This is a genomic window from Candidatus Xianfuyuplasma coldseepsis, assembly GCF_014023125.1.
GTDB lineage: Bacteria > Bacillota_I > Bacilli_A > Izemoplasmatales > Izemoplasmataceae > Xianfuyuplasma > Xianfuyuplasma coldseepsis.
This window is the reverse complement of sequence record NZ_CP048914.1, coordinates 552,197-578,266: the sequence shown is the minus strand read 5'-3', so window position 1 is coordinate 578,266 and position 26,070 is coordinate 552,197. Positions and strand designations below refer to the sequence as shown.

The following is a 26,070-nucleotide window of genomic DNA, read 5'->3' as shown; positions in this document are numbered from 1 at the left end:
GAACACCAGGTGTCATAAATTATTCATTATTAAATAGCATATTATCCAACTACCACACAATAAAACAAGTGATAAATAGTGTCCTATACTGGTTTTTTTTGACCAATCATCCAAAAAGGTGTTGGATACAAAAAGCCCTTAAAGGGCTTTTTAATTAGTTCTTGTAAGAGAAAATGGTCTAACGTTAAAAAAATTTAACGATTACTATTGACATTTCTGAAAAACAACGATAAAATAAGATAACGATAAAATAATTTAACGTTGGATCATTTGAAGTTAGATTGACAATCCATCCAACAGAAAAAGGAGATTATGTATGAAAGCACTTTTTAAAAACAAAAGCTTTGTATTGTTGTTTCAAGGATCACTCGTGTCATCAATAGGTACCACGTTATATGGATTTGCGGCTGGGATTTATATGCTGACATTATTTCCAACTGAAGTGTATGGGAATGATGGTGCATTCTATTTTGCATTAGTCAGTTCCACCCCAATTATTATTCGACTATTAATTAGTCCTCTAGCAGGTGCTCTGGTTGATAAGTGGAACCGAATTCGAATCATCTACTTGACAGATTTTATTAATGGAGCACTATTCTATATATCTTTATATATATTAGTGCAGTTTAACTTGTCGGTTTATGATCAAGTGTTGTTATTCATTGTTATTGGTGGTCTAGCGGGAATAAGCTCTGCCTTTTTCGGACCTGCGGTACAAAGTAGTATTCCTGATATCGTAGGTGAAGACCTAATACAAGCAGCCAATGGTGCACAATCCATTGTAAGTAGTATCCAAGGAATTGTTGGTGTATTAGCAGGGGTTATTTTGTATGAGACTTTGGGTATTGAAATGGCAATTTTAGCCAATGCCGTATCGTTTATCTTGAGTGGATTGAGTGAAATGTTTATCAAGACGAAATACGCTCATCCCCGATCTACTACAGAAAAACATATCATGGAAGATATCAAAACCGGATTCCGATATATAAAATCAACTACAGGATTACTTGATATGATGAAATATTCATTATTGATGAACTTTGCCTTCGTACCACTATTTGGTGTAGGAGTACCATTCTTATTCCGTACCGAACTTGGTAAAAACGGATACCATTTAGCGGCTTCATCGATCGTCTTTAGTGTCGCAATGATGATTGCGGGAATCTACATTGGTAGTAAACATATCGCCAGTGTCAAGCACACGATTGTTCGTGATTTACCCCGACTCGTTCTGACCAATGCCGCATTTGTTGTCATTGTCTTTGCGGTAACCTATGGATATATAAGTTATATGATATTCTTCGCTTTATATGTCGTTTGTATGACAGCCATGGCGTTATTCTTGAACAGTGTAAACATTCCTCTCAATACAGCACTTGTAAAAGGTATTGAACCATCCTATCGTGGACGCGTTCTCAGTATCATTCAATCTCTAGCGGGAGGAGCAACACCGCTAGCAATCATCATTGGTGGAATTATAATTCAATTCAGCAATGTTGCATTCCTTGGCCTGTTCTGTGTCGTCATGGTATTGTATCCGATGTATGGATTTATTAAAAATCCTAAAGTTCTACAGTATTTTGATAGTTTAGATCAAGCAAAACAAGAAGTTCCACAATACGCATAATCAACTTTATCAATAATATGGTATAATTTGGATGAGGTGATAGCATGGATGACGTACGTATCATATCCACCACAGAAGAACTAGAGATATTAAGCAATCCGTTTCGATTAAGTATTATCAATACGTTTCGTGAACATGGCGAACCATTGACAGTTAAGGGATGTGCCGACTTAATGAACGAGGTTCCTGCGAAAGTTCATTATCACATGAAGAAATTACTGAAGATCAATGTCTTTGAGTTGGATCATATTGAAGTTATAAATGGGATTAACGCCAAATATTACTATTTACCAAAAGTACGATTTTCACTTCAAATCAAAGCCAGTGATGAAGAGACATTGAAGACCAATGTAAAACACTTAATGAATTTGTCGATTAGTCAAATGGAGAGCTTCAAATTGGATTTTATCGATATGACACAAAAAGCAACCAAGCTGAAAGAACAAAATCCCTATAAGGTTGGCTGGTTATCGAATAATAAAATCTATCTATCAGAAGAAGAGTATGATGAACTTCAACAATTACTGATTGATTTTATTATGGAACACGACAAAAAAGATGAGACCAAACGTAAATACTCCTTTTTGATGGGGATAAGCTACAAAGAAGACTAAAAAAAGACCTCACGGTCTTTTTTATTTTTTGTAGTACTTTTTAATATGTGCAACTAAAGCATCTTTCTTATCTTCAAATTTATCCAATAAGAACTCATCTAGATGTTCTTTTATAAACTCTTTTTTTGAGATATTATGTCGTTCGATATGGCGTAAAATCTGTTCTTGATCAGCTTTACTAAAAGAGGAGAAAGAAAGAACCTTCTGAAGTTTTTCTTGTAGTTCTTGTACAGCTTCGATGCTGAATGTCGAACCATCGATATGTTCGCCTTTATTGTTGATTAGCAGCACTTCTGAAAAGCCATTGGATTCGGCATATTCATAGAGAATCACAACATTATAAGTAGTCGCGATCTCCATGACTTCTTGTTCTTCAATAAATCCTTCATCCACCAAAGCATCTAGGTCTTTTCGAGCTTCATTTATCGCTTTTTTGGTTGTTCCATACACTGCAATGATTTCATAATCTATCGTCATATACAACAACTCCTTTAGTTCTTATACTTTAATTATAGCACAAGGATACATTCTTCTAGCTGAAATTAACTTTTGAATGGATACATCGCAAGTAATAATTTCATTTGACACGTTGGAATCGAAGTGGTTACTGGTATAATGATAATAAGCAGGTGATTGTATGGAGTATCTAATTCTAATGGTAAAAGGATTCTTTGTCGGAATTGCATTGATTATTCCGGGTTTAAGTGGTGGCACACTTGCCATCTATTTAGGCATATATGAGAAACTATTACATGCCATTGGCCACATCTTTAGTGAAATGAAGCAAAGTCTGCAGTTTTTGATACCACTAGGTGTAGGGATGGCTATCGCAATTATTGGTCTAGCAAATCTATTAGGGTATCTCATTGATATCAACTCACTGGTCGTGTTGTTATTCTTTATCGGGTTATTAGTTGGTGGTATGAAGGATATCTATCGTCAAGCGATTCCGAAACAACACCCAATTGAAGCAACCACTATTTTATCTGGTGTGGTTTCCTTCTCATTAATCATCGTCCTAATTGTCTTTGGTAAATTAAGCGATTCAACCGGGATTGCCACCATCGATATTACATTTTTTAACATAATTCTTTTAGTACTACTTGGAATGGCTGCTTCGATGACGATGATCGTTCCTGGTGTATCTGGATCTGCTCTTTTGATTGTTCTAGGGTATTATACAGCGATTGTCACAAACGTCATTGGGAATATCCTTGATTTTTCAGAACTAACCTATCATCTCAGTGTGATCGTCCCGTTTACGATTGGTGCTGCTATTGGTATAATTGGATTTAGTAAGGTTATTGAGTATGTCTTACAACACTATCCCAAACAAACGTACTTTGCTATTTTCGGGTTTCTCGCTGGTAGTGTTATCGCGATGTTCTTCGAAATTAATGATCCTGCAACTGGGACAACGCATGATGTACAAGAACCAATCTACACCCATTTGTTGGAATTTTTGGGAGATAATATCGTTTCCTTCATTGGTGCTATTGTACTATTTGTTGGCGGGGTTATCCTATCACGATATCTCACTCGGTTAATTCCAGAGAAAGAGTGAAATAAAAATGACACGAGCAATACTCATCATTATCGTGATGATTGTTGCTTGTGTATCTATGAACTTATAACCGCTAAACAAAAAGCCCATTGGGCTTTTTTTAGTTCATATAATTGATGATTGTTGTGTCGTACGTATGGGATTCTGTATCCAGTACATGAAGCTCAATTGTTGTGATTAAGTAATAATCATAGCGAAGTACACCAGGGCCATGTTCCACAATTGGATCGTCCCAGGTCGTATCCATATGCAACCATTGATCATCAATATACACGGCATTCCATTGATGCGTTTCAGATGAAATGCGGAACGATTTTATCCGTAAGGCACGAAGCATGATATCTGTCAAGTGGGCATATCCTTCACATACAGCATTCCCATCAAAGAGAATACCTAATGCGCTGTGATCGTTATCACATGTTTGTGAGTTTTCATAACATGTTTGATCATACTCTGCATTGTTGATGATGTAATCATGAACCGCTTGTATTTGATCTTCAGGGGTCATTGATTCTGTAATGATTGTGTTCAGAATCGTGTTGACTTGGGAATCAATCGCGTCTCGTTCTGCTTGTGTATAGGACAATGTTGTTGTAATATCAATCTCTTCATCGGTATACGAAAAACCGATTTGACTAAGGCTATGATATGGATGAACGACATCTGAGATCAAGAATGGTAAATCACTAAATGGGTCTTGTTCAACCAGCGTTGTACAGTCCAAAGAAGCTTCACAGGTAATGGTGAACGAGGTAACTCCTTCATCAATATAGGTATATAGGTAATCTTTGTACTGATTGTAGTTTGTTAAGGGTGCTGATGTATCAATTTTTGATAATGTAGGTATGTTAAAAAATGTTGCATACTCGTTGTTGTAGACACTATACGTATACAACACTTTATCTGTATATGTAGCACCATCATAATCGTAACTAGCAATTACATTGATGGTAAAGTCACCTGTGATTAGCGATACGTCAAACGTGATTGTTGAAGTGTCTGGAACCACAGAATCCAACACATTATGATCGCTATCTTGAAGTTCAACTCGATAGAACACATCTGTCGCATCATTATCCAGCGTGTCCAATAAGAATGATATTTCAGCATTATCATTGGTTACATTGCTGATGGTTGCAATGGGTGCTTCAGGTGTCGCTAGAGTAACAAATGTTTCTAACATGTCAAACGTAGTCGTATGGTTGTCGATATCGACGATGTATTCAACGTACAGGAGTAAACGATAAGCTGTTAATTCATTCAGTCCATCAATCTGTTGAATTGCACCAAGAGAATCAATGGATCCTTCATCAGTTAGTTGGTTATCATCGTATAGTTCATAATAAATGGCATTTGTCAATTCATCGGGGTCATTCACCGTAACAGAAAAACCAAATTCTAAATCGCCAATAGTCTCTTCTTGGTACAACAAAACTGGAACATTATATCCTTCGGTAATGGTATAAAATGTATTAGTATAAAAAGCATACGATTCATACGTATCATCGATGTAGGTATATCCAGATACAACGATTTCATACGTTGTAGCATAATCAAGATTGTCAAAAAGGAACGTATTGGATCCGTTCTGTAATGAAATGATTTCAGTTGATGTATCGTTATGCCATAGAACCAGTTCAAGTGGATGATCCGTTGTGATTAATGAATCTGGGTCCTGTACATCACAAATCACAGTCATTTCATTCAATGTACCATTATAGGCATCCTCACAAGAAACGGTAATATTTTCTACCGCTTGATTAAAGATAAACTCATACGCAAATAGTACGACAACGACTAATACCAATGCATTGAGTAGTATTTTTAGTGTTTTCATTCAATCACACTTTCGCTGTGTTCTGATTAAAATATATCATATAGTTGTGATTATTTTATGAAAAAACCACAGAAAATTTTCTGTGGTTTTGATTAGTGTTATTCCGTTGGCATCTCCATGAAGTGTGGTACAATCGCTGCAATGTCATCAGGCTCAGTGTTTACGTATTCAATATAATAATCACCTGGAGTTAAGACGGTATATCCAAAACTCAAATCTTTTACAAAGCCCCCATCACTTGTATACAGATTGTATTCCAGACCACCATATAGGAAGAATCGTTCATAATTGAAGTCATAAGTGGTTTCTTCGGTGATGGTGAAGTGTACGCGAATCGTATCTTGAAATGCGTTAAAAAACAATCCAGGATGATCTAGTATATTATCTAGATTGATATCCGCAATAGCTGTCTCAGAAGTAGGTTGTTCGATAAACTCAAAATATACATAGTAGGTATCGGTTATTTCAGCCGCAACGTTAAAGAAATATGGAACATTGGCTTTAAGGTACAAGTAGACCATTCCATCGGTTTCATACAGTGGTACCCAAGCAGCTCCAAACTTGTCTTCCGGATCAAACGTCATCCCGAATCCTGGACGCATCTCTTCAATATAATTGAAATCATCCAAATCAATGTGGATATACAGAATCCGATCTTGATTACTTATTGGAACTTGAATCATTTTTAATACGTCAGCTTCTAGCTCAATCGCCAGTTTTCCTGGTTCTTCGGGTAATACGATAACGTCATCGAGATTCACACTCGATTGTTCGACCATAATACCAATGCTATCATGGTATACGGATTCAATAACAAGATAGTAGATTCCAGGAACGTCCACACGGAAGGTTTCTTCATTGGTGATAACATTTCCTAGCTCATCTTGAATTTGTAGGATGTATTGGAAGTCCCTTTGCGATATGTGAATATTGTAGATACCCTCTTCAAGATCGAGTCGCATATAGCGTGGTTGTTGGTCGATACTATACGAACCACCCACTCCTATTGGAGTAGTTAAGATAATGTCGTCTTTTGATGTCGGTAGATTGATATAGTTGTTCTCCTCAGCAATTGGATCAAACATCATAATCGGTTCGAGCGTATAGGTTCGTACGCCCTCATATTGATATTCGACACCACCGTATTCGTGGTAGATTCCATCGACTTCAAAATCAATTGCGTAACCGGAATGATCGCTTTCAAAGGTAAAGGTTGCGGTCACATCACTATCAATATAACCTGCAAAATCCGAGTTGGAGAATATTTTTTCACTACTGATGCCAAGGAAATCAAAATTACCCTCAACCGTAAACTCAGTATCACTTACTTTCGTTACCTGCTCGACACCCATTAACGGTGTAAATATATTTGTTGTTCGCGTCAGAAAATCAAGGAAGTTTTCCGAGCTGTCTGTGGCGTATAAGATTTCAGCATTGTAGATATTACCGGCATTGTATCTAGTTAGACCAATGAGTTTTCCATAGTAGGGACGAACATAATAGTTATGTTGTCCTGCAGATGAACCATAGGTGTACATACCGAGATATTTGTCATCTAAACTAATCGATGTTTTTGCATACCCATTCGTATTGGTAATGGTTTCACCTAAACCAAACTGGTCTTCGATTACAAGTTGACGCTCTTCCTCAAATGCAGTAGTAAAAGCGTTCATCATCGATTCGAACTCATCAATGTCACCCTCTGGTTCTTCATGTACGGTGGGATCATTGGTTCCTTCTAAACTGGCACGAATGTCCGGATCCAAGTAGTTGTATAATTCTTGTTCACGGGTGTCGGTAAAGAAATCGAGATTCTCAATCGTGAAGTTTTGGGATACATCCATCATATCGGTAATCAATATCGAGTTTAGATAGGAAGCCGTAGCCTTTGGATGATCCAAGTTCATTCCTAGACTTTGTAAACTTAGAATTTCATCGGTAAGCGGTTCTCCTTGTTCCAACAGTTGTTTGACAGAAGCAAACGCGTAGTTGTCATTGTAGGTAAAGTTCAAGAAACCGTTATAAAGTGCTTCACCGGAATCGAGATAGACGCCTTCCACTTCCTGAGTTCCAGGAGCGGAATCTATTTTGACATAATCATATCCAGTCGCTTGGATGAAATTTGTTGCTATTCGTTGCATATCAACATAGTCATAGTTGGTTTCGTAACGATAGAGTAGTCCATGTTCGGTAAATACATCGTAGGTCGCATCGACAACGTCATTATCCACAACATCCATATAGACTTGGAGTAAATCCTCAGCATTGTAATAACTAATGTGATAGCCACTCTCCCCAATCGCTCCTTCTAAGCTATTGCTTTGTTCGATGGTAAAATACAGATTGTCTTCAAGGGATGTATAGGACATCGACGATGAAAACTCAAGATTATTGATAAACACCGTTTCTTGTCCCTCTTCAAACTTAAAGTAGTTGTAGAGTAAACGATTGTCGCCTAATGTGGCAATATCATCTTCATCAAAACGGTAGTGCAGTTCGGTGTAATCCAACAAATCATCTTGCATACCGATTTTAATAAAGGTTTTCATAAAGCGATTTTTCGCATCAATTATCACATAGCCTTCATCGCTTAATAAGAAACGATAGGTTAAGTCTTCATTGTCCTCATCGGGATGAAATTCAACACCAACTTCTTGATCCAAATCATCCGCAATCAGTTCCTTCACGGTAGACACAAACAGTTGTGTCGTAATCAAGTTTTCTAGATACTGTCCTTCGATTTGATTAGGCGTATAGGTTTCTAGTCGTTCAATCAACTGATCTCTTGTATAAATCTCATACGTTGTCTCACTTAAAAACTGAATATCATACGCCATGCGATATCGATCGGGTATATGCATTTCCACATCCCCATCACCAACGAGGGTATTCAAACGTTCTTCGTAACGCTCTAGGTCTTCATACAGTTCACCAATCCTTGTCCCCGTCGTTGGATTATCATTGTCGTTATCTTCCGGTGTCTTGTTGTCTTTACAAGCACTCAGTCCCACCAGTAGTACTACGCTAAGAAACAATACAAGTACTCGTCGTTTATTCATTGTTGTAGCCCCCTTTAAAAAATAAACACTACCCACGCTAGATAGTGTCTCTGCCTTATCCGCTTATGGTTTAATTTCGATACATATTATACCAAAATATTGAAGACAAGTAAATATTTTACGAGTGATAAATTCCAAATAAAAGAGGACTTTGTCCTCTTATTTACAATTGATCAAATGTAGTTGGTTCAAATGTGACATCAAAGATGGATGAAAAGCTGTCGATTACTTGTTGCTTGACGGCATTCATATTTGGATTTGAATAAAAATCACTCATCGAACTAATCGTGTAATCGGTAATTCCACAAGGGTTAATCAAATCGAAATAAGATTTATTTGTTGTGACGTTAAACGCTAGACCATGATAGGTGATAAATCGTTTCGCATGAACACCGATGGCGCAAATCTTGGTATCATCGACCCATACACCAGGGAAAGCATCTTTCCGGTAACCGGTTATGTTATAAGTGGCAAGTGTATCAATGATGACAGCTTCAAGTTGATGCATATAATCACTCAAACGCAAACCAAAATCACGAAAACGGAGAATTGGATAGGCAACAATCTGTCCCGGTCCATGGAAGGTAATATCCCCACCACGATCGCTTCTATACAACTCGACACCGTGTGTTTCTAGGTATTCTTTGGAAACCAAAAGGTTATTCGGATCAGTGCGGATTCCCATTGTTAATACCGGTTTGTGTTCCAAAATCAATAAAATGCCGTCATATTGACGTTGATCCACCATATCAAAACATCTCATTTGAATGTCTAAGGCTTCTTGGTAGCCAATTGGTTCTTTGATTTGAATTACTTTATATGCCATACAATCACCCCTTTTAGTATATCACACAATCGTTGATCTTACTCGAGTTGAAGCGACAGAGTATGGAGTTGACGATTGGTCCATAAGAAGGAGATGAAAACGGCAGTCCAATTGATGAAGACAATACCCCACCAGACACCAAAAATCCCCCATCCAAGTGTAGTACCGAGGAGATAAAATATCGCAATTGGGAGAATTTGACGATAGACCCCTAGGACAATCGCAAAGCGAGGTTTCTTAATTCCTTGTAACGTCGATACATTAATGTTTAAAAAGACATAAGTTGTAAAAGCTATCGCTTCGATACGAAGGTAGATTGTACCGGCTTCTACGACATCGGGATTGGTATCAAATAGGCGAATGAGATACGGAGCAAGCGGTACAATCACAACCGTCCCAATTAACATGATAATGACCCCATATTTCATCCCTCGATACCGTGCTTCTTTGATTCGTTCAATCTGTTTCGCTCCATAATTTTGGCCAATGATTGACAACACCGCAACATTTAACCCAATGGTTGGAATTAAAGCCACTTGTTCAATCCGCATTGATACGCCATACGCTGCAACAGAACTTGGTCCTCCATAGCGGAGCACAAAGTAATTGATGATGTATACACCAAGAGCAATGGTAGCCATGTTTAAGGATGCAGGAATCCCTTGATCGAGAATGTCTTTAATAGGCTCTAATGAGATTTTTGCCTCTTTGAACATCTCCCCTTCAAAAAATCGTGATTTGATTACATGGACCATTAAATAGATATTACCAAACCCTTGAATGATGACGGTCGCTAGTGCAACACCACGCACACCCATTGCTGGTAAACCAAACCAACCATACATAAACATCGGATCCAACAAGATATTTAGTACGAATCCAGCAATTAAGTAATTCCGGAACGGTTTTGATAAGCCTTGTGCATTTAATAGTCCATTTAGAACATTGTTGATAATAAAAAACACTGTCCCTATTAGAATAGTCGATGTATACTCCAAACCAATCTCTAGTACTTGTCCTGTTGCACCTGTTATTTCAAATAAGAAGGATAAATATAGGGGAGATAACAACGGTAACACAACACCAAATACAATCGCTAAGAAAATCGCGTTTTTCGCAATATTGTGGAATCTTACCTTCGCTTTTTCACCAATTGCAATCGCACTTAAGGCTGAAGTTCCATTTCCTATCCCACTACTAATAGATATTATTAAAAAGAAAATCGGAAAGCTAATCGCCATTCCTGCTAAGGAATCGGTACCTAGTTGTCCAGCATAAATACTATCGACAACATTGTAAAAGGTATTGAACAAAAACCCGATTGATGCGGGTATACTGATTCGTCGAAAATGGTTGCTCAACGAGCCTTTTGTTAAATCGATATCCATGTCATCACCTCAAGTATAGTATAGCGTGGATATTTAGATGAAAATATCGATGTACATTTCTTTACAATTAACCGATGCTTTTTGCAAAGAAAATCCTCTTGCACAAATGAAGTAGAAGAAATAATTCTACTTTGGAAGTATAGTTATACAATGTCTGGTAATTATTCATTTCATCTGAATAAACATACGACAGAATCTGGATTAGGAGTATCACAAAGGTTATCCCCCCCATATAGGATTAAGAACAATTACTGCTGTGACTAAATTATTAAAAAATTATTAAAAAGAGGCGTCAAAACTTCTTTTTTAGAATGTAGTCGATTATAATATCATATGTATACTTACAGGAATCATGTTATAATATAAATACTATATTGTACTTATGAGTTAGAGAAACTGAGGTGGAACCACATGTGGCGATTTGTAACAGTGTTTTTATTTCTACTTCTAGTGGCGTGTGAACCAACGGAGACAGAAGAAATCATACCGGTTTCCGACACGCCTTACATTGAGTATGTCTACATTGGGAACAGTGGCGACAATAGTGTTCTTGTACCGAAAGGTCAAGCAATGGCTGTAAATGACGTAGAAGAAGTTACCTTTGAATATCAACTAAGACCCTATTCAGAAGACATAACAACCGGATTTATCCGGATTGAAGCAATTGATATCTTAATTGATGGTAAAGAAGACTATACGAACTTAGTTCAAATTACAATCTTGGATGAGTTAAATGTAAAGCTTCTTCCCATTATTAATGACGTCATGACCGTAAAACTTACCGTAGAGTTACTCGAACCAATTGATGAACAAGAAGCAATTGATGAAGGGCTGGATTTAAGTCTTGTCAATGTAGATGACGCAGAGTTAGCTTGTGAGGCAATCTGTGGTAAATCCATCGAGTTTGATGTCAGTTTTGTACTTATAACAACCGAGTAGCAAGGGAATATTCTTCAAACGATTACGTAGGAGTGACATGTTATGTTATCATTATCTTTACGACTAAAACTAACCATATTTGGTGTAATAACAATCCTATTCAGTTTACTGATTGGATATCTTGTTGTTACGCCTCTATTAATAAACATTGAAACCAATCAATACATTGATGAAGTGCGAGGACAATACGACATTTATCAAAATAATATTGAACATTTTCGTACCGATTTAGCGTATTCCATCCTTTTATTCCAACAAACCAATGAGATCTATACGGATTCTTCTGATTTTACAAATTATCTTACCGCATTTGATGACGGATTTACGTTTGATCCACCACCAAGTGAAGAAGATATCATTGTATCGATGTATGATTATGCGTTAATCAATCGCAACGTCGAGAGTATCTACATCGGATATGAAGATACAGGTGCGTTTGTACGAACCGCCCCGATTCAGGATACGCATCCTGCCGGAGAAGGTTTTAATTATGATCCCCGTGATCGTTTGTGGTATACCAGTGCAGTAGCAAACGATGGCGATGTTGTGTTTAATGACATCGAACAACATCCAACCAATGAAACGTATTTTTCCACCTTGTCGACGACATTATATGACTTTGGGAACAATTTTGTTGGTGTCGTTGGCATTGATATTAATCTCGATTCGTACATGGAAAACTTCACACAGGTTGATAACTTGTCTCGAGGACAATTTATCTATACACAAGGTAACAAGGCAGTCCTAATCAACGAGGATGATTCGATTGAAATCTTACCTCTAAATGATGTCTATGAAGGACTTGATTTTGTGGAAGAAATCAATGTATTTGATACCAAAGAAGTGGAACTTGAAGGAACGAATTATGTAGCCATTGTATCACCTGTTGAGGGAACATCGATTCGATTGGTGCATTTGATTACTGATGCGGGAATTCGTAATATTATCATGGCGAAAGTAACCAATATTCGAACCCTGTTTATCGGAATAACGTTACTCCTTATTTTAGCAATGTTGGTCGTACAAGAGTTTATCGTCTTAAAACCGCTTGGAGAAATCCAACAAGAAATTAAAGACTACAAACAATCCAACATCACCAGTCACTTTCGCTTCTTAGAGGAAGGATCAAAAGAGTTTGTGCAGATATCTGGTGTCTTGAATGAGATGGTGGATACCATTAATCAAAACATGGATACGATGACGGAGCGAATTAATGAGATGAACTGTCTCTATCAGGTGACGTATCTTGCCTATAAAGAAAATAAAATTGATGCCATCTTGGATGGCACGGCTAAAGCGATTGTTCAAGCGATGAAATATCCAGAGGATGCACGGGTTCACATTCGTTACAAGGACAAAGATTTCTATTCTCAAGTATTTGAGACAACCCCTTGGAAGTTATCGGTTGATTTGGAATCACAAAACGGGATTGTCGGCTGTATTTCAGTGTACTATATCAATGAGAAACCAGATGAGGATATTGGACCATTTGAAACCGAGGAACAGCAACTCTTAGAGAGCATTGCGACAACCTTAATTATCGCCTTGACATATCGACAATAACACATATTAAAAGCACACCACAAATGTTGGGTGTGCTTTTTTCTATCTGTTTTGTTTGTCGTGATACATTTCTTCATCGGCATCGTGAACCAAATCTTTGCCTTCTTTCGAACCATCTTGGATGGAGTATCCGATGGAGACCCCAACGTCACAATGGCAATCGTTAAATGACATGGGCTTTTTAATATTGTTTTTAATGGTTTGGATAATCCGTTCAATTACGTGAATATCAACAACATGAAGAAGGACGATGATAAACTCATCTCCACCAAGACGTGAGACAATATCATCCTCACGAACCGATTCGGTAAATCGTTTGGCACATTCAATTAGGACTCTGTCTCCCACATCGTGACCAAATGTATCATTGATTGCTTTAAATTTATTTAAGTCCGCAAACAATACGGTAAAAGCCTCTTGGCGACTTGTTAAGTATTGAATCCGTTTCATTATGAACTCTCGATTGGGTAGTGTTGTTAAAGCATCGTGGTTTGCTGTGAAACGAAGCATGGCTATATTTTTCTCTCGAACATAGTAGATTTCATCTGCGAGTCGTGCAATAATAATCATTCCTAAGATGCCAAAAATTGAAACCCAGGTGAATGTTTCAGTTAACGATTGATATTGCTTTTGTTGTCGTATCGAAGTCGCTGTAAATAGAGTAATATAGTCATTTTTCATTGTAATAGGAATATCTCTTTCCAACGTTTCACTCAATGCGTCCATCATCGTTGTTGATGTGATTGTGATATAGGTATACAGTGTTCCCTTCTGAATCTCTTGGTAAAGTTGATTATTTGTTTGAACAAGATCGATATCATAGTAGGTATCAAAGGTTTTTGTAGTACCATCCTCATACATAAAGCCAAACTCGCGATCTTTATCACTGGAGTATAAAAAGTATCCATCTTCGTTTAATACTTCATATTCCGTTAGGCTATTTGTCAATGTTGACGTCAAATGAAATAAATCCTGTGCTTTGTAATTAATGATGACGATTCCCACTTGTTCTGTAGGAGAGTTGTATAATGGCGATGCCAACCGTATCATTGGTACTGGTTCACCATCGATTAATTGCAACTCACCATTCTCAATATTTAAATCAATAGAACTGAAATATAATGCGGTGTCTTCAAGGTTTACTGCATCTTGAAAATAGTACCGATCAGCTTTGTTTTGCAGTTCACTGTCATCGACAATCATAGTATCACCACAGTTGCAATTGACACGTAAAATTTCCATCCCGGTAACATCAATAATCCGTATTTGATCATAACGGGGATTTTGTTCAACCCAATCGACAAAGTCTTGTTGTAAATCCGTTTTGTGGTCCTCAGAGACAAAACCAATAGTATCTCCACTGACAGCAAATGCCTCATTATTTAAGATTAGTTCTTTTAGTAAGAAGAAGTCTTTGGTTAAGCCTTCTGAACGCTCATTAAACAGTTCTACATCTTGCTGCATATTGTACGTTGCTCTGGTTTTCATAGAGTCAGTAAAGATATTATATTGTATATACGCATTGGTGAAAATGATTATCACAAAAAGAAGTACTAATGCACCTGTATATAATAATCCACGTTTGGTATTACGGAACCATATTCTCATACAATCACCTCGAATCTCACACCTTAATTATAAAACGTGATAAACTAGATTACAATAAATGGTTTATAGAAACAATGGTATCTTAAGTTGTATCGGAGTATAATGAAATTATAGAGGCAGATATACCATTTTACGAGTGTGTAATGTAGAAGGATGAATCATTATTGAAGGAGAGTGTCGATTATGATAAAACGAATTTCATTAATAGGCTTTACAACCCTAATTGTTTTGATAATTGTAGCTTGTGGTACTACCGCAGTCAGTGAAACACCAATGGCTACCAATACGAGTGTGGCCTCACTTAGTTATGTGTCAAGTGGTTTTATCGATGCGGAAGTAGCACTTAATGAGGAGGACGAAACCTCCTATGAACCAATGTTTCTATCGACTATTAACCTTGTGAAACCGGATACGACGACGACAAAAGTGGAGGGTGAAATTGGCTATGTTAATATTTACTTAGATAAGTTTAAAGTCTTCTTAGAAGACGGAATTAACTCAATTGACGTTGATGTCCAAGAAACTTCAGATAACCCGGATTATGAGATCATGTTTACCTATGATGTTGAAGGGGAGAGTTATACAGTCTACTATAATTATGACGAAGAAAACGACTCATATGAGGGTGTGTTGATCCATGGGGAAACCACCTATGAACTCGTTATTGAAGATCATTTAAAAGAAGAAGAGGGCGAAACAAAGCGTAATCTTGTTTTGACAGCTACCAATGAAGGAAATTCTATTACCATAGATTATGAGGAGAAAGAAGAAGACGGTGAAAGCAAATCCTTACTTACTGTGGACAAAGATATCGATGGTGTACAGGCACAAGTTATGGTAGAAATGAAACAAGAAGAAGGGTCCTTTAAGGTCGAAATTCAAGACGGTGAAAATTACTATAATTTCAAAGCTGAAACAACCGATGAAGGTACGCATTATAAGCTGGATTACATTGTTGATGATATTGAAGGAACGGCCAAAATCGATGAGACCGTGGATGAAGATGGAAACTTTATCTACTCGTATAAAATTACAGAAGGCGATGTTACAAGCACGGTAGAAAAAACTCCTCCTGGACAAGATAAAAAATCAAACGATTCTGAATAATCAATTAGAAGGAGAATAAACAATGCGATTGTGGAAGTGGTTTGGATCATTAACAATTACCATTAAGTACATCATCACCATTACCCTCATCATTATTCCAATTATTATTGGTGCGATCTACACAGCCAATCAAAATGATGATATGGATTATTATGGACTTAGCTATAATCTTGTACAAACACAACGAATGCGAACCATTTTGATCGCAGACCTTTCACAACGCCTATATGATAAGCACGCTGACAATGATTTGTTTGCTGTGACTCAAGTTCAAGAAATGATGAATGAAGAACTCGACAAGTATGATGCAACCATGACAATGCTGACAGATGGTGATGACACCTCCGGTCTGTACGCCGCTGATAGTTCCGTCATCATAACTCATCTAGATACCATTAATCCCATGATAGATAGTTATATCGCTGACGCGAATAGCGTAATAGCCGATCCTACGGATGATGATGCGTTGGACCAGCTATTAAATCAAACATATGAAATTGATCATGAACTATACCAATTGATGGTGACATATGAAAAGACATATCTTTCCGGATATCAATCACTATCCGCTTTTAACGTCATGATTATCATTGTTACAATACTGTTTTTGGGATTATCATTATTTCTCTTACGAGTACTTCGTAAAAATGAGTTTTATGCCAATTACGATAATCTTACTAAACTACGTTCACGTGCATCGTTGTTTACAGACATCGCACAGCTCAACCCCGAGGAGTTTCGAGTTGTATATTTGGATATAAAGAACTTTAAATCTATAAACGAAGTATATGGGAATAATGTAGGTGATGATTTATTAATTCAACTAGCTAATCGGATAAAATCGATATGTGGTAAGAAACGTATGTATCGGTTTGGTGGAGATGAATTTACCATCCTTCTGCATCAACGCAACATGTTTGCATTAGAGGATTTGGAAATCTTTCGTCAGCAGCTACTCGAACCGTTCATCGACAATCGGAGTCGTCAGCATCATCTAATCCTATCCATGGGAATCGTTGAAACCGATGTTGGAATTCTCGACTTTGAACAAAAGATTAATTTAGCCATCGATTTGTGTGCCGATAGTTCTGGATATCGACAAAGACCGATGGTTTGTGATACGAAAGAAGTAACGGCAAACAGGATTCTTTTGAAAAATTCGATTATTACGGCCATCGAGCGCCGACAAATTCAACCGTTCTTTCAACCGTTACATTGGTCAAATGGTACGATTAAAGGATTTGAATCGCTCGCTCGATGGAATCTTGGGGACAGCATCATTAATCCTGGGACATTTCTACCGCTGGTTAATCGTAATGGAATGGGGTACGAACTAGATATTAATATGGTCGAAATGGTCGCAGAATCCTTGAGCAAGATTTTTGGTGCAAGAGAAGATTTAGAACTGCATGTTTCGATTAATCTTGCAATTGATACCTTAATAAATATTCAAATTGAACGATTGATTGAAATTTTAACAACGCAAGGTATTCAAGGAAACCACATTATCTTTGAAATTCTTGAAGATGTTGTCATTAATGATAAAACAAGACAAAAATTACGCATATTAAAACAGCATGGCTTCCATATTGCATTAGATGATTTTACTACCGGCGCGACATCCTTTGAGTACCTCAAGTATGAGGAAGTAGATTTTGTAAAAATTGATAAACAAGTACTAGAGAAAATCTCTATAAAGGATGATTATCAACACATTCTTGCCGATCTCGTTCATATGATCCACACATCACATAAGAAAGTCATAGTGGAAGGTGTTGAAACAAAAGATGAGTTGGACATATTAGTCGACATGGGTGTTGATATTATTCAAGGATATTATTTTTCAAAGCCATTGACACTCAATGATGCAATTTCTTATATTAAACAACAAAAAAGCAAAAATAGTTAATTAAAACTATTTGGCTTTTTGTATATTGTATAACTTAATCACTTTTAGGCTCAATATTAAGACAATGTTTTAGAAATGCATGTACAACTTGTGGATCAAATTGTGTACCAGAATTTTTTAGTAGTTCTTGCACTGCCTTTTCCTGAGACATTTTCTGATGATATATCCGGTCATGAGTCATTGCATCGTATGCATCAACAACGGCAATCACACGAGCGAATATGGGAATATCTTCGCCCTTTAAACCTTGGGGATAGCCACCACCATCAAATCGTTCATGATGGAACAATACGCCATCACAAACGTCATCACTTGACGTTATATTACGTATGATTTTGTACCCCGCTTCCGAGTGCTTTTTCACGATTTCAAATTCACTGTCTGTTAATTTGCCTGGTTTATTTAATAATCCATCAGGGATTGTGATTTTACCGATATCGTGTACCATACCCAGTAAATTAATATCTTCAATCTCACTCGAACGTATACGATGTAATCCACGCATTGTTTGTTCCGCTAAGGTGCTGACTCGTTCACAGTGCTCCTTGGTTTCACCGGTGATACCATTTAAGGTTTCCATCAAGGATTCCAATACTTTGGATTTGCGGGATGATCGATTGTTTAATTTGCGCCGATACATAATATTCTCAGCTTGAATAAAAGCTCTTTCGAAAGTCAGGTCATTGTTGATGACTTGTTTTCCACCCTTACTGACATTCATTTCAATATCGGACTCATTATTAAACGCATCAATCGCCGCTTCTAGTTGATTGGCTTTATCGGTAACACGATCAAAATCGACATCCTCCGTAAGTACGGCAAATTCGTCTCCGCCGATACGTGCAATAAACAACGCATCAGAGAATGTGTTTTTTAAGAATTGTGCTAGTTGTTTGATGATTCGATCACCTTCGATGTGACCAAACGCATCATTGATTAATTTCAACCCATCCAAGTCAAAAATCAAGATGGAGTACGTATCGGGTAAACGTTCATCAATGTATCGCTCAAAGTAATTACGATTGTATAAATCACTTAGCGTATCGTAATCGGCAAGATATTGAATCCGCTGCTGATTTAGTACTTGTTTTGTGACATCAAGAAGAATTCCACCGAGGAGTTTTATACTGCCATCGGTATGATATTCTGCAATTTCACAAGAGTGTTCAATATATTTGATTTCACCTGTATCCATGTTTTTATGTTTGGCAACAATATTTTGAAATGATGAAATCTTATTGCGATAGATGTCATTAAAACGTTGTTTGAGTTCTTGATTCATTTGAATCGCTTCTGGACTATCATTCAGAAGCGTATGCCAAAGCTGATGTAAGTCGATGTTGCCATCATCCGTTCGTTTCACGCCCAGTTGTCGTTGAAACATTTCGTTTCCATAAATCCTTTGGTTAAATTGACTCGGCTCAATTTCATGATACCATACCATTAATCCTCGAGTTTGCACGGCTAAATTCTCTGCTAGTGTTAACCGTTCATTCATGATTCGCAGTCGTTCTAGTTCGCGATTGCGAAGAAAGGACTCTGTGACATCAACATTGACACCAACAAATAATAATACATGTCCCTCGTCATCCCGTTCAATGACCGTACCACGGATTTCAATCCAGTTAAATGTGTTGGCATCCTTATAGTTTGGAATAACAATTTTATATTTGTCAATTCCGTCCATATAGATGCTGTTATGAAGAGATCGGAACTCATGGAGATATTTCTCATATCCTCGACCATCAGCCTTCATTCGTTTGATTTGATCATCTAAGATATCAGTTATCGTTTCATCTTTATACGTTCGTTCACTAGACATGAGTGTTTGATAGGATTTTGTGAAGTAATATTTTCCTTCCAAATAGTGACGCTGATGATACCAAATACCAACGTTTGAATTGATTAAACCTTTATCAATTAAACTAGTAATCAGTTCGAGTTGAATTTTTTCTTCATAAATATCGGTGAGGTAAATATCGATTGCAATGACAAAGCGAGGAGTGCCATCGGGATATCGTAATAAGCATTTCCCATATGCTTCAACCCATACAATTTTATCGTCCTTTGTTACTACGGGAGTTCGCGCTGCGAAATAGTCGGTTTTATTGTCGCGAAGATTACGGAATGCCATAATTTCATGTTCAATGCTTTCATCATACAATTCCGAGACAATCCGTCCTTTATCACGTACATTTCCAAATTCAGAGACTTGATACATTTTGTTAGTTGCTAGAGGGATACCAAGAATCTTCGGACTAACATCCGAGGAGTAGAAGTATTCAGATCCTTTGTCATAATCATGCCACCAGGTCGAACCGGCAAACATACTTAATCCAGATCCAACAACATCACCAAACATATCAATGTGTTCTTCGGTTTCTAGTAACTTGTTGTAACAAAACACAGTACAAGTTATCATATCTTCATTTGTTTGTTCTGGTTTGATGTTGAATTGATAGTCCACATCTTCAATTATATGAGAATATTCGACATTAAACTCTCGATGTAACGTTGATGTTAATATCTTTTGTAGAATTTGTTGAAAATCACGAGGAATATTATTGTGATGAACAGCATACTCAACGTCGGCATACAACCCATCAAAACGAAACAAAAGAACCGCATTAAAATCAAACATAACCATGTTTGATTGACGGTTTATTTGTAGAATCCCAACACCATCATCCATCGTATTGATGGAAGTGTTAAAGAATTTTACTGAATTTTGCTCGTTTAGAGTTCTTTTTGTGGGCATAGTATCACCTTTACAAATTATCTATGTTATATTATACCACAGGGGATTTACTATCATAAAATAAAAATGAACCAGCAGTGGTTCATTTCTTATTTTTATCTTTATGTTCCAGTAAATAGGTAAAACTATAGTTTGGATCCAACTCCATAATAATCAAGAACGTTAGCATCCCAATACCACCCTGTCCTTTTCCAGTCAGGTATCCGAGTCCAACTTGAAATCCGATTGCGATTAAAGCGTATAGTACAATTTTAACTTTGTTCATGAGTTGTCTCCTTTGTTTGATCTTGAATACGTCGTTCTTTGATATTGGGAATTATGAAACGGAAACGAAAACGGGGATCGATTTCAACAAGAAAGAGAAATGTTAATAAACCAAGACTTCCTTGTCCCAATCCTGTCAATTCACCAACAAGTAGTTGGATAATAATGCTGATAACAGCATAGACAATTAGTATTACTTTCACGACCTTCACGCCCCTTTTATCAATCTTTATTATAGCATATTACGATCATCTTACAGAAGTAAAATTATTGATTTTTTGCATCAAAGATGATGTGTTATGCTTCTGATGATTGAACGATCAATCGAACTTGAGTTATGTCCATATTTTGCACACGTAAAACTTCAAATGTACCGTGAGGAAATTGCACCTTCGCAGTCTCTCCTTGCTCAGGAAGAAAGCCTAAAGAGTCTTTGATAAGTTGCGATATTCTAGATGTTTTTGGAGATGACACACCAATCGTATGACCAATCTTATGTTCGACCTCACCCAATGTCATTGATCCCTCAATAATGTACGTAAGACGCTCTTGATAGGTTTCTTTTAAATGGTCATCGTCGTGTTCATCATAGATATTCCCAACAATTTCTTCCATAATGTCTTCTAGGGTAACGATACCGATCGTTAGTCCATCTTTATTGACAATGAAGGCCATATGAATCGATAAATCTCGCATTTGCGATAATAGGATATTTATGGTTACGTTTTTATCAATGATTAGAGGTTGTCTAATGTGTGGTTTTAACTCAATTTCTTCTAGTTTTTGATCATCCAATCGTAACAAGATATCTTTGACAAGAAGATATCCTTGAATTGCCGTTTTATTCCCTTTAAACACGGGAATACGTGAAAAGCGTGATGATACAACAGTACTAACTGCTTCATCCGATAAATCATCCAAATCTAGCGATACTATTTCTTGCATAGGTGTCATTATCATACCTGCAGTTAAGTCATCGAGTTGAAAGATTCGTTCCAACATTACTTTTTCTTCTGATGGGTACAACCCTTTAATATGTCCATATACAATCATTTCTTTTACATCCGCTTCGGTAATTGGCGTTGTGGATGTTTTTTTAGCAAAGCCAAAGAGCCGTAAAACAAACGATGTAGACAAGGACAATAACCAGACAAAGGGGCGAAGCAACATCATAACATATTTAATAATCGGAGCACTAAATAAGGCAAAGGATTTAGATTTGGCAAGGGCAATCCGTTTGGGAACCAGTTCCCCAAATACAAGTATAAAATACGATAAAATCAAGGTGATAACAACCACCATTACTTCGTTTGATACGGTAATTCCAAGCGTTGAGAACCATGTGACGAAACGACCACTGAGAGAACTTCCAGCAAATGCACTGGATAAGAATCCCGCGAACGTAATTGCCACTTGGATTGTGGACAAGTATCGTGTAGAATCTTTCGTTACTAGTTCCAATGAATCTATGTGTTTTACACCTTGTCGCTTCATTTTATAGAGTTGGCTAGGACTAATCGAAACCAACGCCATCTCGGATGCAGCAAAAAATCCGTTAACACCCGTTAACCCTATGATTAACAATACTATACCAATCATCAAATCACTCCTTCATACTTGTTTATTATATCACATATAAAAACACCATCTCAAATATTGGAGATGGTGTGATGGTTTTACTCTTCAATGGTCATTTCATTTGCTTGTTTAAACGCCATTCGTACAAGTATTGGACCTGTTAGTGCAAATACAAGAACACTGGCCAGGGTTATATTTTGGATCGATGCTGCCATATCAGGATTGACATCAATCAATGCATGATAGGCCGCCATCGATAATCCAATGGCTACACCGGACTGTGGTAACATGGCAAAGCCCAAATACTTTTTAACTGTTGGTTCTGTAGCAACCACAGTACTACCAATATAAGATCCACCAAACTTACCAATAGTGCGACCAATAATATAGACAACACCGATAACTCCAATTGTAGCCAGTACAGAGAATGATAATTGAGCCCCACTTAGGGTAAAGAATAAAATCATAATTGGTGGAATAAAAAACCGAATCGTTTCCTCTTCTAAAATATAGCTATCCTTATTGATTAGATTAGTCACAAATGCACCGGCAATCATGGGTGTTAGAATCGGGGATGCGTCAAACAACATCGCAATACCAACGGTAATAAAAACGGTGATTATAATCAAATCTAGTTGTTTCACTTGAGCTTCTTGATTCTTTGTAATGGTTCTGGTAGCAACACCGGCAATCACACCAATCACACTACCAAACACAATACTTAATCCGATTTCCATCAACGGTTCACCGATGACGTTCAAGACCGTTAGACTCGATGCATTTTGTCCTGCTAGTGCAACTCCTAGAGATAATAGTACACCAAAGACGATAACACCAACCGCATCGTCCAGACCGACAATCGGAACTATGGTTGAGGTTAGGGGTCCTTTTGTACGATATTTATTTATCAACATCATAATCGGAGCTGGTGCCGTTGCTGCAGCGATCGCACCGAGGATCATGGCGGTACTGGGATCGGTAACCAGTAACAACATTAAACTGACAACTAATGTCGTGAACAATGCCTGAATGGTGGTTATAATCACAATCCGTTTTCCAGATTTTTTTAATTTACCTAACCACAGTTCATTTCCTACTTGAAACGCGATAAAACCTAATGCAAGATTACTGATAATACTCATGTGAGACAGTTCTGTTGTCGTCAAAAATCCACTGATAGGTCCAAGTAACAGTCCAGCAACTAAATATCCTGTAATATCCGGTAAATGTATTTTCTCTGCCAAACGACCGAAAATCAAACCAAGTAACAAGACAACTCCTACATTCAGAATTAGCATCGCATAGGAATCGGTAGGAACACTAATTAATAGCATAAAATCACCTTCATTTTCTACTTATAGTATACTCCTCTTAAGATTGAACTTCAATTATATTAACCGATCGTATTGAGTATAAGAATAGTTGAGGTTATAGACCTATGATAGAATATAGATATCTGTTTAAATAAGGTGATATGATGAAATCATTTCTCAACGAAATCTATGAGGAGTTGGCCCTTGTCCTAACTGGAAAAACACTGGATATTTTAGCTCCACCAGTATTATTTTATGGGCTCTATACGTTTGGTTCTTTACTCGTGGCTTTGGTGGGCTCGTTACTGTTAAGCATCGTTTTTCTTGGTCTTCGATTGTACAAGAACGAGAATAAATGGTATGCATTTGGGGGATTAGTAGCAGTAATTCTTGCGATTGGGTTTGCTTACATCAATAACAATGCCTCAAACTTCTTTATTCCAGATATTATAGGTACTGCAACACTAATTATCATCACTACAGGTTCGTTAATTCTCGGCAAGCCCCTTGCTATATGGGTATCTCATATTACCAGGGGATGGGATCTCAAGTGGTTCTTCCGCGATGATGTAAAACCAGCCTATACTCACGTCACCATATTCTGGTTAGGCTTTTTTATCATTCGATTAAGTGTTGAGTTGTATCTATACACCCAACAATCTGTCGATGATTTGATTATTGCCAATGTAATCATGGGATATCCTGTACTAATCATTGTTCTTGTGATTAGTTATGTATATGGAGTGACAACATTACATCGATTAGGTGGACCCGGTGTTGATGAATTTATCAGTGGTAAGAAACCACCATACCGAGGGCAAACAAGAGGATTCTAAATAATCCAATTCCACTTAACTTACATGGTTTTCGACAGGCTTTCGTTGACTATATTAGTAGATTTGATATAATAAAGGTGGTAAGTCGAAAACGATTTCGACAATACGATATTTGGAGGATAATATGAAGAAACTACTACTTATGTTGATGGTTGTTGTAATCACACTTTCGGCATGTGAACCACAAGAAGAAACGGATAAAGGCGATACTCCTGTATTTGAAAGTACTGGTGATTTGAGTGGTCTTGTAAATGACTCAATCAACTTATTTCAAGGACTTACAGTTACCGATACAGAAGATGGTGATTTAACACAAGATATTAGTATCACTAACCTAACGGAACTTCCATTAAGTAATGCCTCACTTACAACAGAAGGAACCTTTGTTGTGAAGTATTTTGTTAAAGACAGTGATGGGAATCAAGCGACATTTGAGCGGAACTTAGTTGTCACCGAATTAGCTAGCATGTGTGATGTAGAAAAAGAAGGATATACCTTAACATTCTGTGATGATTTTCTCGATGCTACGAATACAAATGCCCAAGGGATCGACTTGGACAAATGGGATTACCAAGAAGGTAATGGAGCTGAATATGGCATCCCTGGATGGGGAAATAGTGAAAAACAATACTACCGTGAAGAAAATAGTTTGGTGGAAGATGGATTCTTAGTCATTGAAGCCAAATTAGAAGACTTCGGTGGCGTTCCGTATACCTCATCTAAGTTGGTTACAAAAGATCGCTTTGCCCAAACTTATGGACGTTTTGAAGCGAGAATCAAACTTCCTTTAGGCAATGGACTTTGGCCGGCATTTTGGATGATGCCAGAAGACAACGTCTATGGTGGTTGGGCCCGTAGTGGTGAAATTGATATCATGGAAGCCAAAGGTCGTTTACCGTATGACGCTTCAGGAGCTATCCACTATGGTGGATCATGGCCAAATAATGTGTATCAAAGTGGACATCATGACTTGCCACAAGGCGAAGGAATTGATACATTCCATGTCTATGCTGTCGAATGGACTTCAGAGTCCATCAGTTGGTATATTGATGATACCCTAGTATGGACTGCAACGGAGTGGTACTCTGAAGGAAACGAGTTCCCAGCACCCTTTAATCAAGATTTCTTTATGATTTTAAATCTTGCAGTGGGTGGTCATTTTGATAATCATATCTTACCTCCAGATTCACTATTCGATGAACCAGTTCAAATGTTTATTGATTATGTAAGAGTCTATCAATATACTGATTAATCGCTAAAAATAGCTATTTCAAGTACTA

The 26,070-nt window shown here is 37.3% G+C and carries 20 protein-coding genes; 9 read left to right on the top strand and 11 right to left on the bottom strand.

Annotated elements, in window-relative coordinates; all coding sequences use genetic code 11:
• The first annotated feature begins 316 nt into the window (after positions 1-316).
• Together G4Z02_RS02685 and G4Z02_RS02680 are read left to right on the top strand one after the other, a co-directional pair.
• A complete protein-coding gene (locus G4Z02_RS02685; RefSeq protein WP_258878322.1) occupies positions 317-1,627 on the top strand; it encodes an MFS transporter in 1,311 nt (436 codons plus the stop codon).
• A 44-nt stretch (positions 1,628-1,671) separates the two neighbouring features.
• A complete protein-coding gene (locus G4Z02_RS02680) occupies positions 1,672-2,241 on the top strand; it encodes a winged helix-turn-helix domain-containing protein (RefSeq protein ID WP_258878321.1) in 570 nt (189 codons plus the stop codon).
• A gap of 21 nt (positions 2,242-2,262) precedes the next feature.
• Here the strand turns inward: G4Z02_RS02680 and G4Z02_RS02675 are convergent, their stop codons facing one another.
• Complete coding sequence (locus G4Z02_RS02675) at positions 2,263-2,718, bottom strand: hypothetical protein (protein ID WP_258878320.1); 456 nt, start codon at positions 2,716-2,718, stop codon at positions 2,263-2,265.
• 160 nt (positions 2,719-2,878) lie between these two features.
• On the opposite strand from G4Z02_RS02675, the gene G4Z02_RS02670 reads away from it, so the two are divergent.
• Complete coding sequence (locus G4Z02_RS02670) at positions 2,879-3,805, top strand: DUF368 domain-containing protein (RefSeq protein ID WP_258878319.1); 927 nt, start codon at positions 2,879-2,881, stop codon at positions 3,803-3,805.
• A 100-nt stretch (positions 3,806-3,905) separates the two neighbouring features.
• Here G4Z02_RS02670 and G4Z02_RS02665 read toward each other — a convergent pair whose 3' ends face one another.
• The 4 genes from G4Z02_RS02665 to G4Z02_RS02650 all read right to left on the bottom strand — a co-directional run bounded on the left by G4Z02_RS02665 (position 3,906) and on the right by G4Z02_RS02650 (position 10,915).
• Positions 3,906-5,642: a transglutaminase domain-containing protein gene (locus G4Z02_RS02665; RefSeq protein WP_258878318.1), complete on the bottom strand. Its 1,737-nt coding sequence runs from the start codon at positions 5,640-5,642 to the stop codon at positions 3,906-3,908.
• 98 nt (positions 5,643-5,740) lie between these two features.
• Entirely contained in the window at positions 5,741-8,701 is a 2,961-nt protein-coding gene (locus G4Z02_RS02660; protein ID WP_258878317.1) for a hypothetical protein, read from the bottom strand.
• Positions 8,702-8,864: 163 nt separating this feature from the next.
• Positions 8,865-9,527 carry a lipoyl(octanoyl) transferase LipB gene (gene lipB, locus G4Z02_RS02655; RefSeq protein ID WP_258878316.1) on the bottom strand — a complete coding sequence of 221 codons (663 nt, stop codon included), beginning with the start codon at positions 9,525-9,527 and terminating at the stop codon, positions 8,865-8,867.
• A gap of 38 nt (positions 9,528-9,565) precedes the next feature.
• Positions 9,566-10,915 (bottom strand): MATE family efflux transporter, encoded by a 1,350-nt coding sequence (locus tag G4Z02_RS02650; protein WP_258878315.1) that lies wholly within the window; start codon positions 10,913-10,915, stop codon positions 9,566-9,568.
• A 411-nt stretch (positions 10,916-11,326) separates the two neighbouring features.
• Between G4Z02_RS02650 and G4Z02_RS02645 the strand changes: the two genes are divergently transcribed.
• Positions 11,327-11,854 carry a hypothetical protein gene (locus G4Z02_RS02645; RefSeq protein ID WP_258878314.1) on the top strand — a complete coding sequence of 176 codons (528 nt, stop codon included), beginning with the start codon at positions 11,327-11,329 and terminating at the stop codon, positions 11,852-11,854.
• Positions 11,855-11,896: 42 nt separating this feature from the next.
• Positions 11,897-13,417: a PDC sensor domain-containing protein gene (locus G4Z02_RS02640; RefSeq protein ID WP_258878313.1), complete on the top strand. Its 1,521-nt coding sequence runs from the start codon at positions 11,897-11,899 to the stop codon at positions 13,415-13,417.
• A gap of 42 nt (positions 13,418-13,459) precedes the next feature.
• Here G4Z02_RS02640 and G4Z02_RS02635 read toward each other — a convergent pair whose 3' ends face one another.
• The gene (locus G4Z02_RS02635) at positions 13,460-15,025 is read right to left on the bottom strand and encodes a sensor domain-containing diguanylate cyclase (RefSeq protein WP_258878312.1); all 1,566 of its coding nucleotides are present in this window, start codon (positions 15,023-15,025) and stop codon (positions 13,460-13,462) included.
• Positions 15,026-15,208: 183 nt separating this feature from the next.
• Here G4Z02_RS02635 and G4Z02_RS02630 point away from each other — a divergent pair, with 183 nt between their 5' ends.
• Both G4Z02_RS02630 and G4Z02_RS02625 read left to right on the top strand, forming a co-directional pair.
• Positions 15,209-16,132, top strand: coding sequence for a hypothetical protein (locus G4Z02_RS02630; RefSeq protein ID WP_258878311.1), 924 nt, complete (start codon positions 15,209-15,211; stop codon positions 16,130-16,132).
• A gap of 22 nt (positions 16,133-16,154) precedes the next feature.
• Entirely contained in the window at positions 16,155-18,041 is a 1,887-nt protein-coding gene (locus G4Z02_RS02625; protein WP_258878310.1) for a GGDEF and EAL domain-containing protein, read from the top strand.
• A gap of 34 nt (positions 18,042-18,075) precedes the next feature.
• Here G4Z02_RS02625 and G4Z02_RS02620 read toward each other — a convergent pair whose 3' ends face one another.
• From G4Z02_RS02620 to G4Z02_RS02600, 5 genes are all read right to left on the bottom strand, one after another.
• Complete coding sequence (locus G4Z02_RS02620) at positions 18,076-20,799, bottom strand: HD domain-containing phosphohydrolase (protein WP_258878309.1); 2,724 nt, start codon at positions 20,797-20,799, stop codon at positions 18,076-18,078.
• Positions 20,800-20,881: 82 nt separating this feature from the next.
• Positions 20,882-21,064, bottom strand: coding sequence for a hypothetical protein (locus G4Z02_RS02615; RefSeq protein ID WP_258878308.1), 183 nt, complete (start codon positions 21,062-21,064; stop codon positions 20,882-20,884).
• On the bottom strand, positions 21,051-21,266 hold the full coding sequence (locus G4Z02_RS02610) for a hypothetical protein (RefSeq protein WP_258878307.1): 216 nt from the start codon (positions 21,264-21,266) through the stop codon (positions 21,051-21,053). The genes G4Z02_RS02615 and G4Z02_RS02610 overlap by 14 nt, the downstream gene beginning before the upstream one ends.
• Before the next feature lie 94 nt (positions 21,267-21,360).
• A complete protein-coding gene (locus G4Z02_RS02605) occupies positions 21,361-22,662 on the bottom strand; it encodes a hemolysin family protein (RefSeq protein ID WP_258878306.1) in 1,302 nt (433 codons plus the stop codon).
• A 77-nt stretch (positions 22,663-22,739) separates the two neighbouring features.
• Positions 22,740-23,975 (bottom strand): cation:proton antiporter, encoded by a 1,236-nt coding sequence (locus G4Z02_RS02600; protein ID WP_258878305.1) that lies wholly within the window; start codon positions 23,973-23,975, stop codon positions 22,740-22,742.
• A gap of 143 nt (positions 23,976-24,118) precedes the next feature.
• On the opposite strand from G4Z02_RS02600, the gene G4Z02_RS02595 reads away from it, so the two are divergent.
• Both G4Z02_RS02595 and G4Z02_RS02590 read left to right on the top strand, forming a co-directional pair.
• The gene (locus G4Z02_RS02595; protein ID WP_258878304.1) at positions 24,119-24,790 is read left to right on the top strand and encodes a DUF3159 domain-containing protein; all 672 of its coding nucleotides are present in this window, start codon (positions 24,119-24,121) and stop codon (positions 24,788-24,790) included.
• A gap of 124 nt (positions 24,791-24,914) precedes the next feature.
• Positions 24,915-26,042 carry a glycoside hydrolase family 16 protein gene (locus G4Z02_RS02590; RefSeq protein ID WP_258878303.1) on the top strand — a complete coding sequence of 376 codons (1,128 nt, stop codon included), beginning with the start codon at positions 24,915-24,917 and terminating at the stop codon, positions 26,040-26,042.
• Positions 26,043-26,070 lie beyond the last annotated feature (28 nt).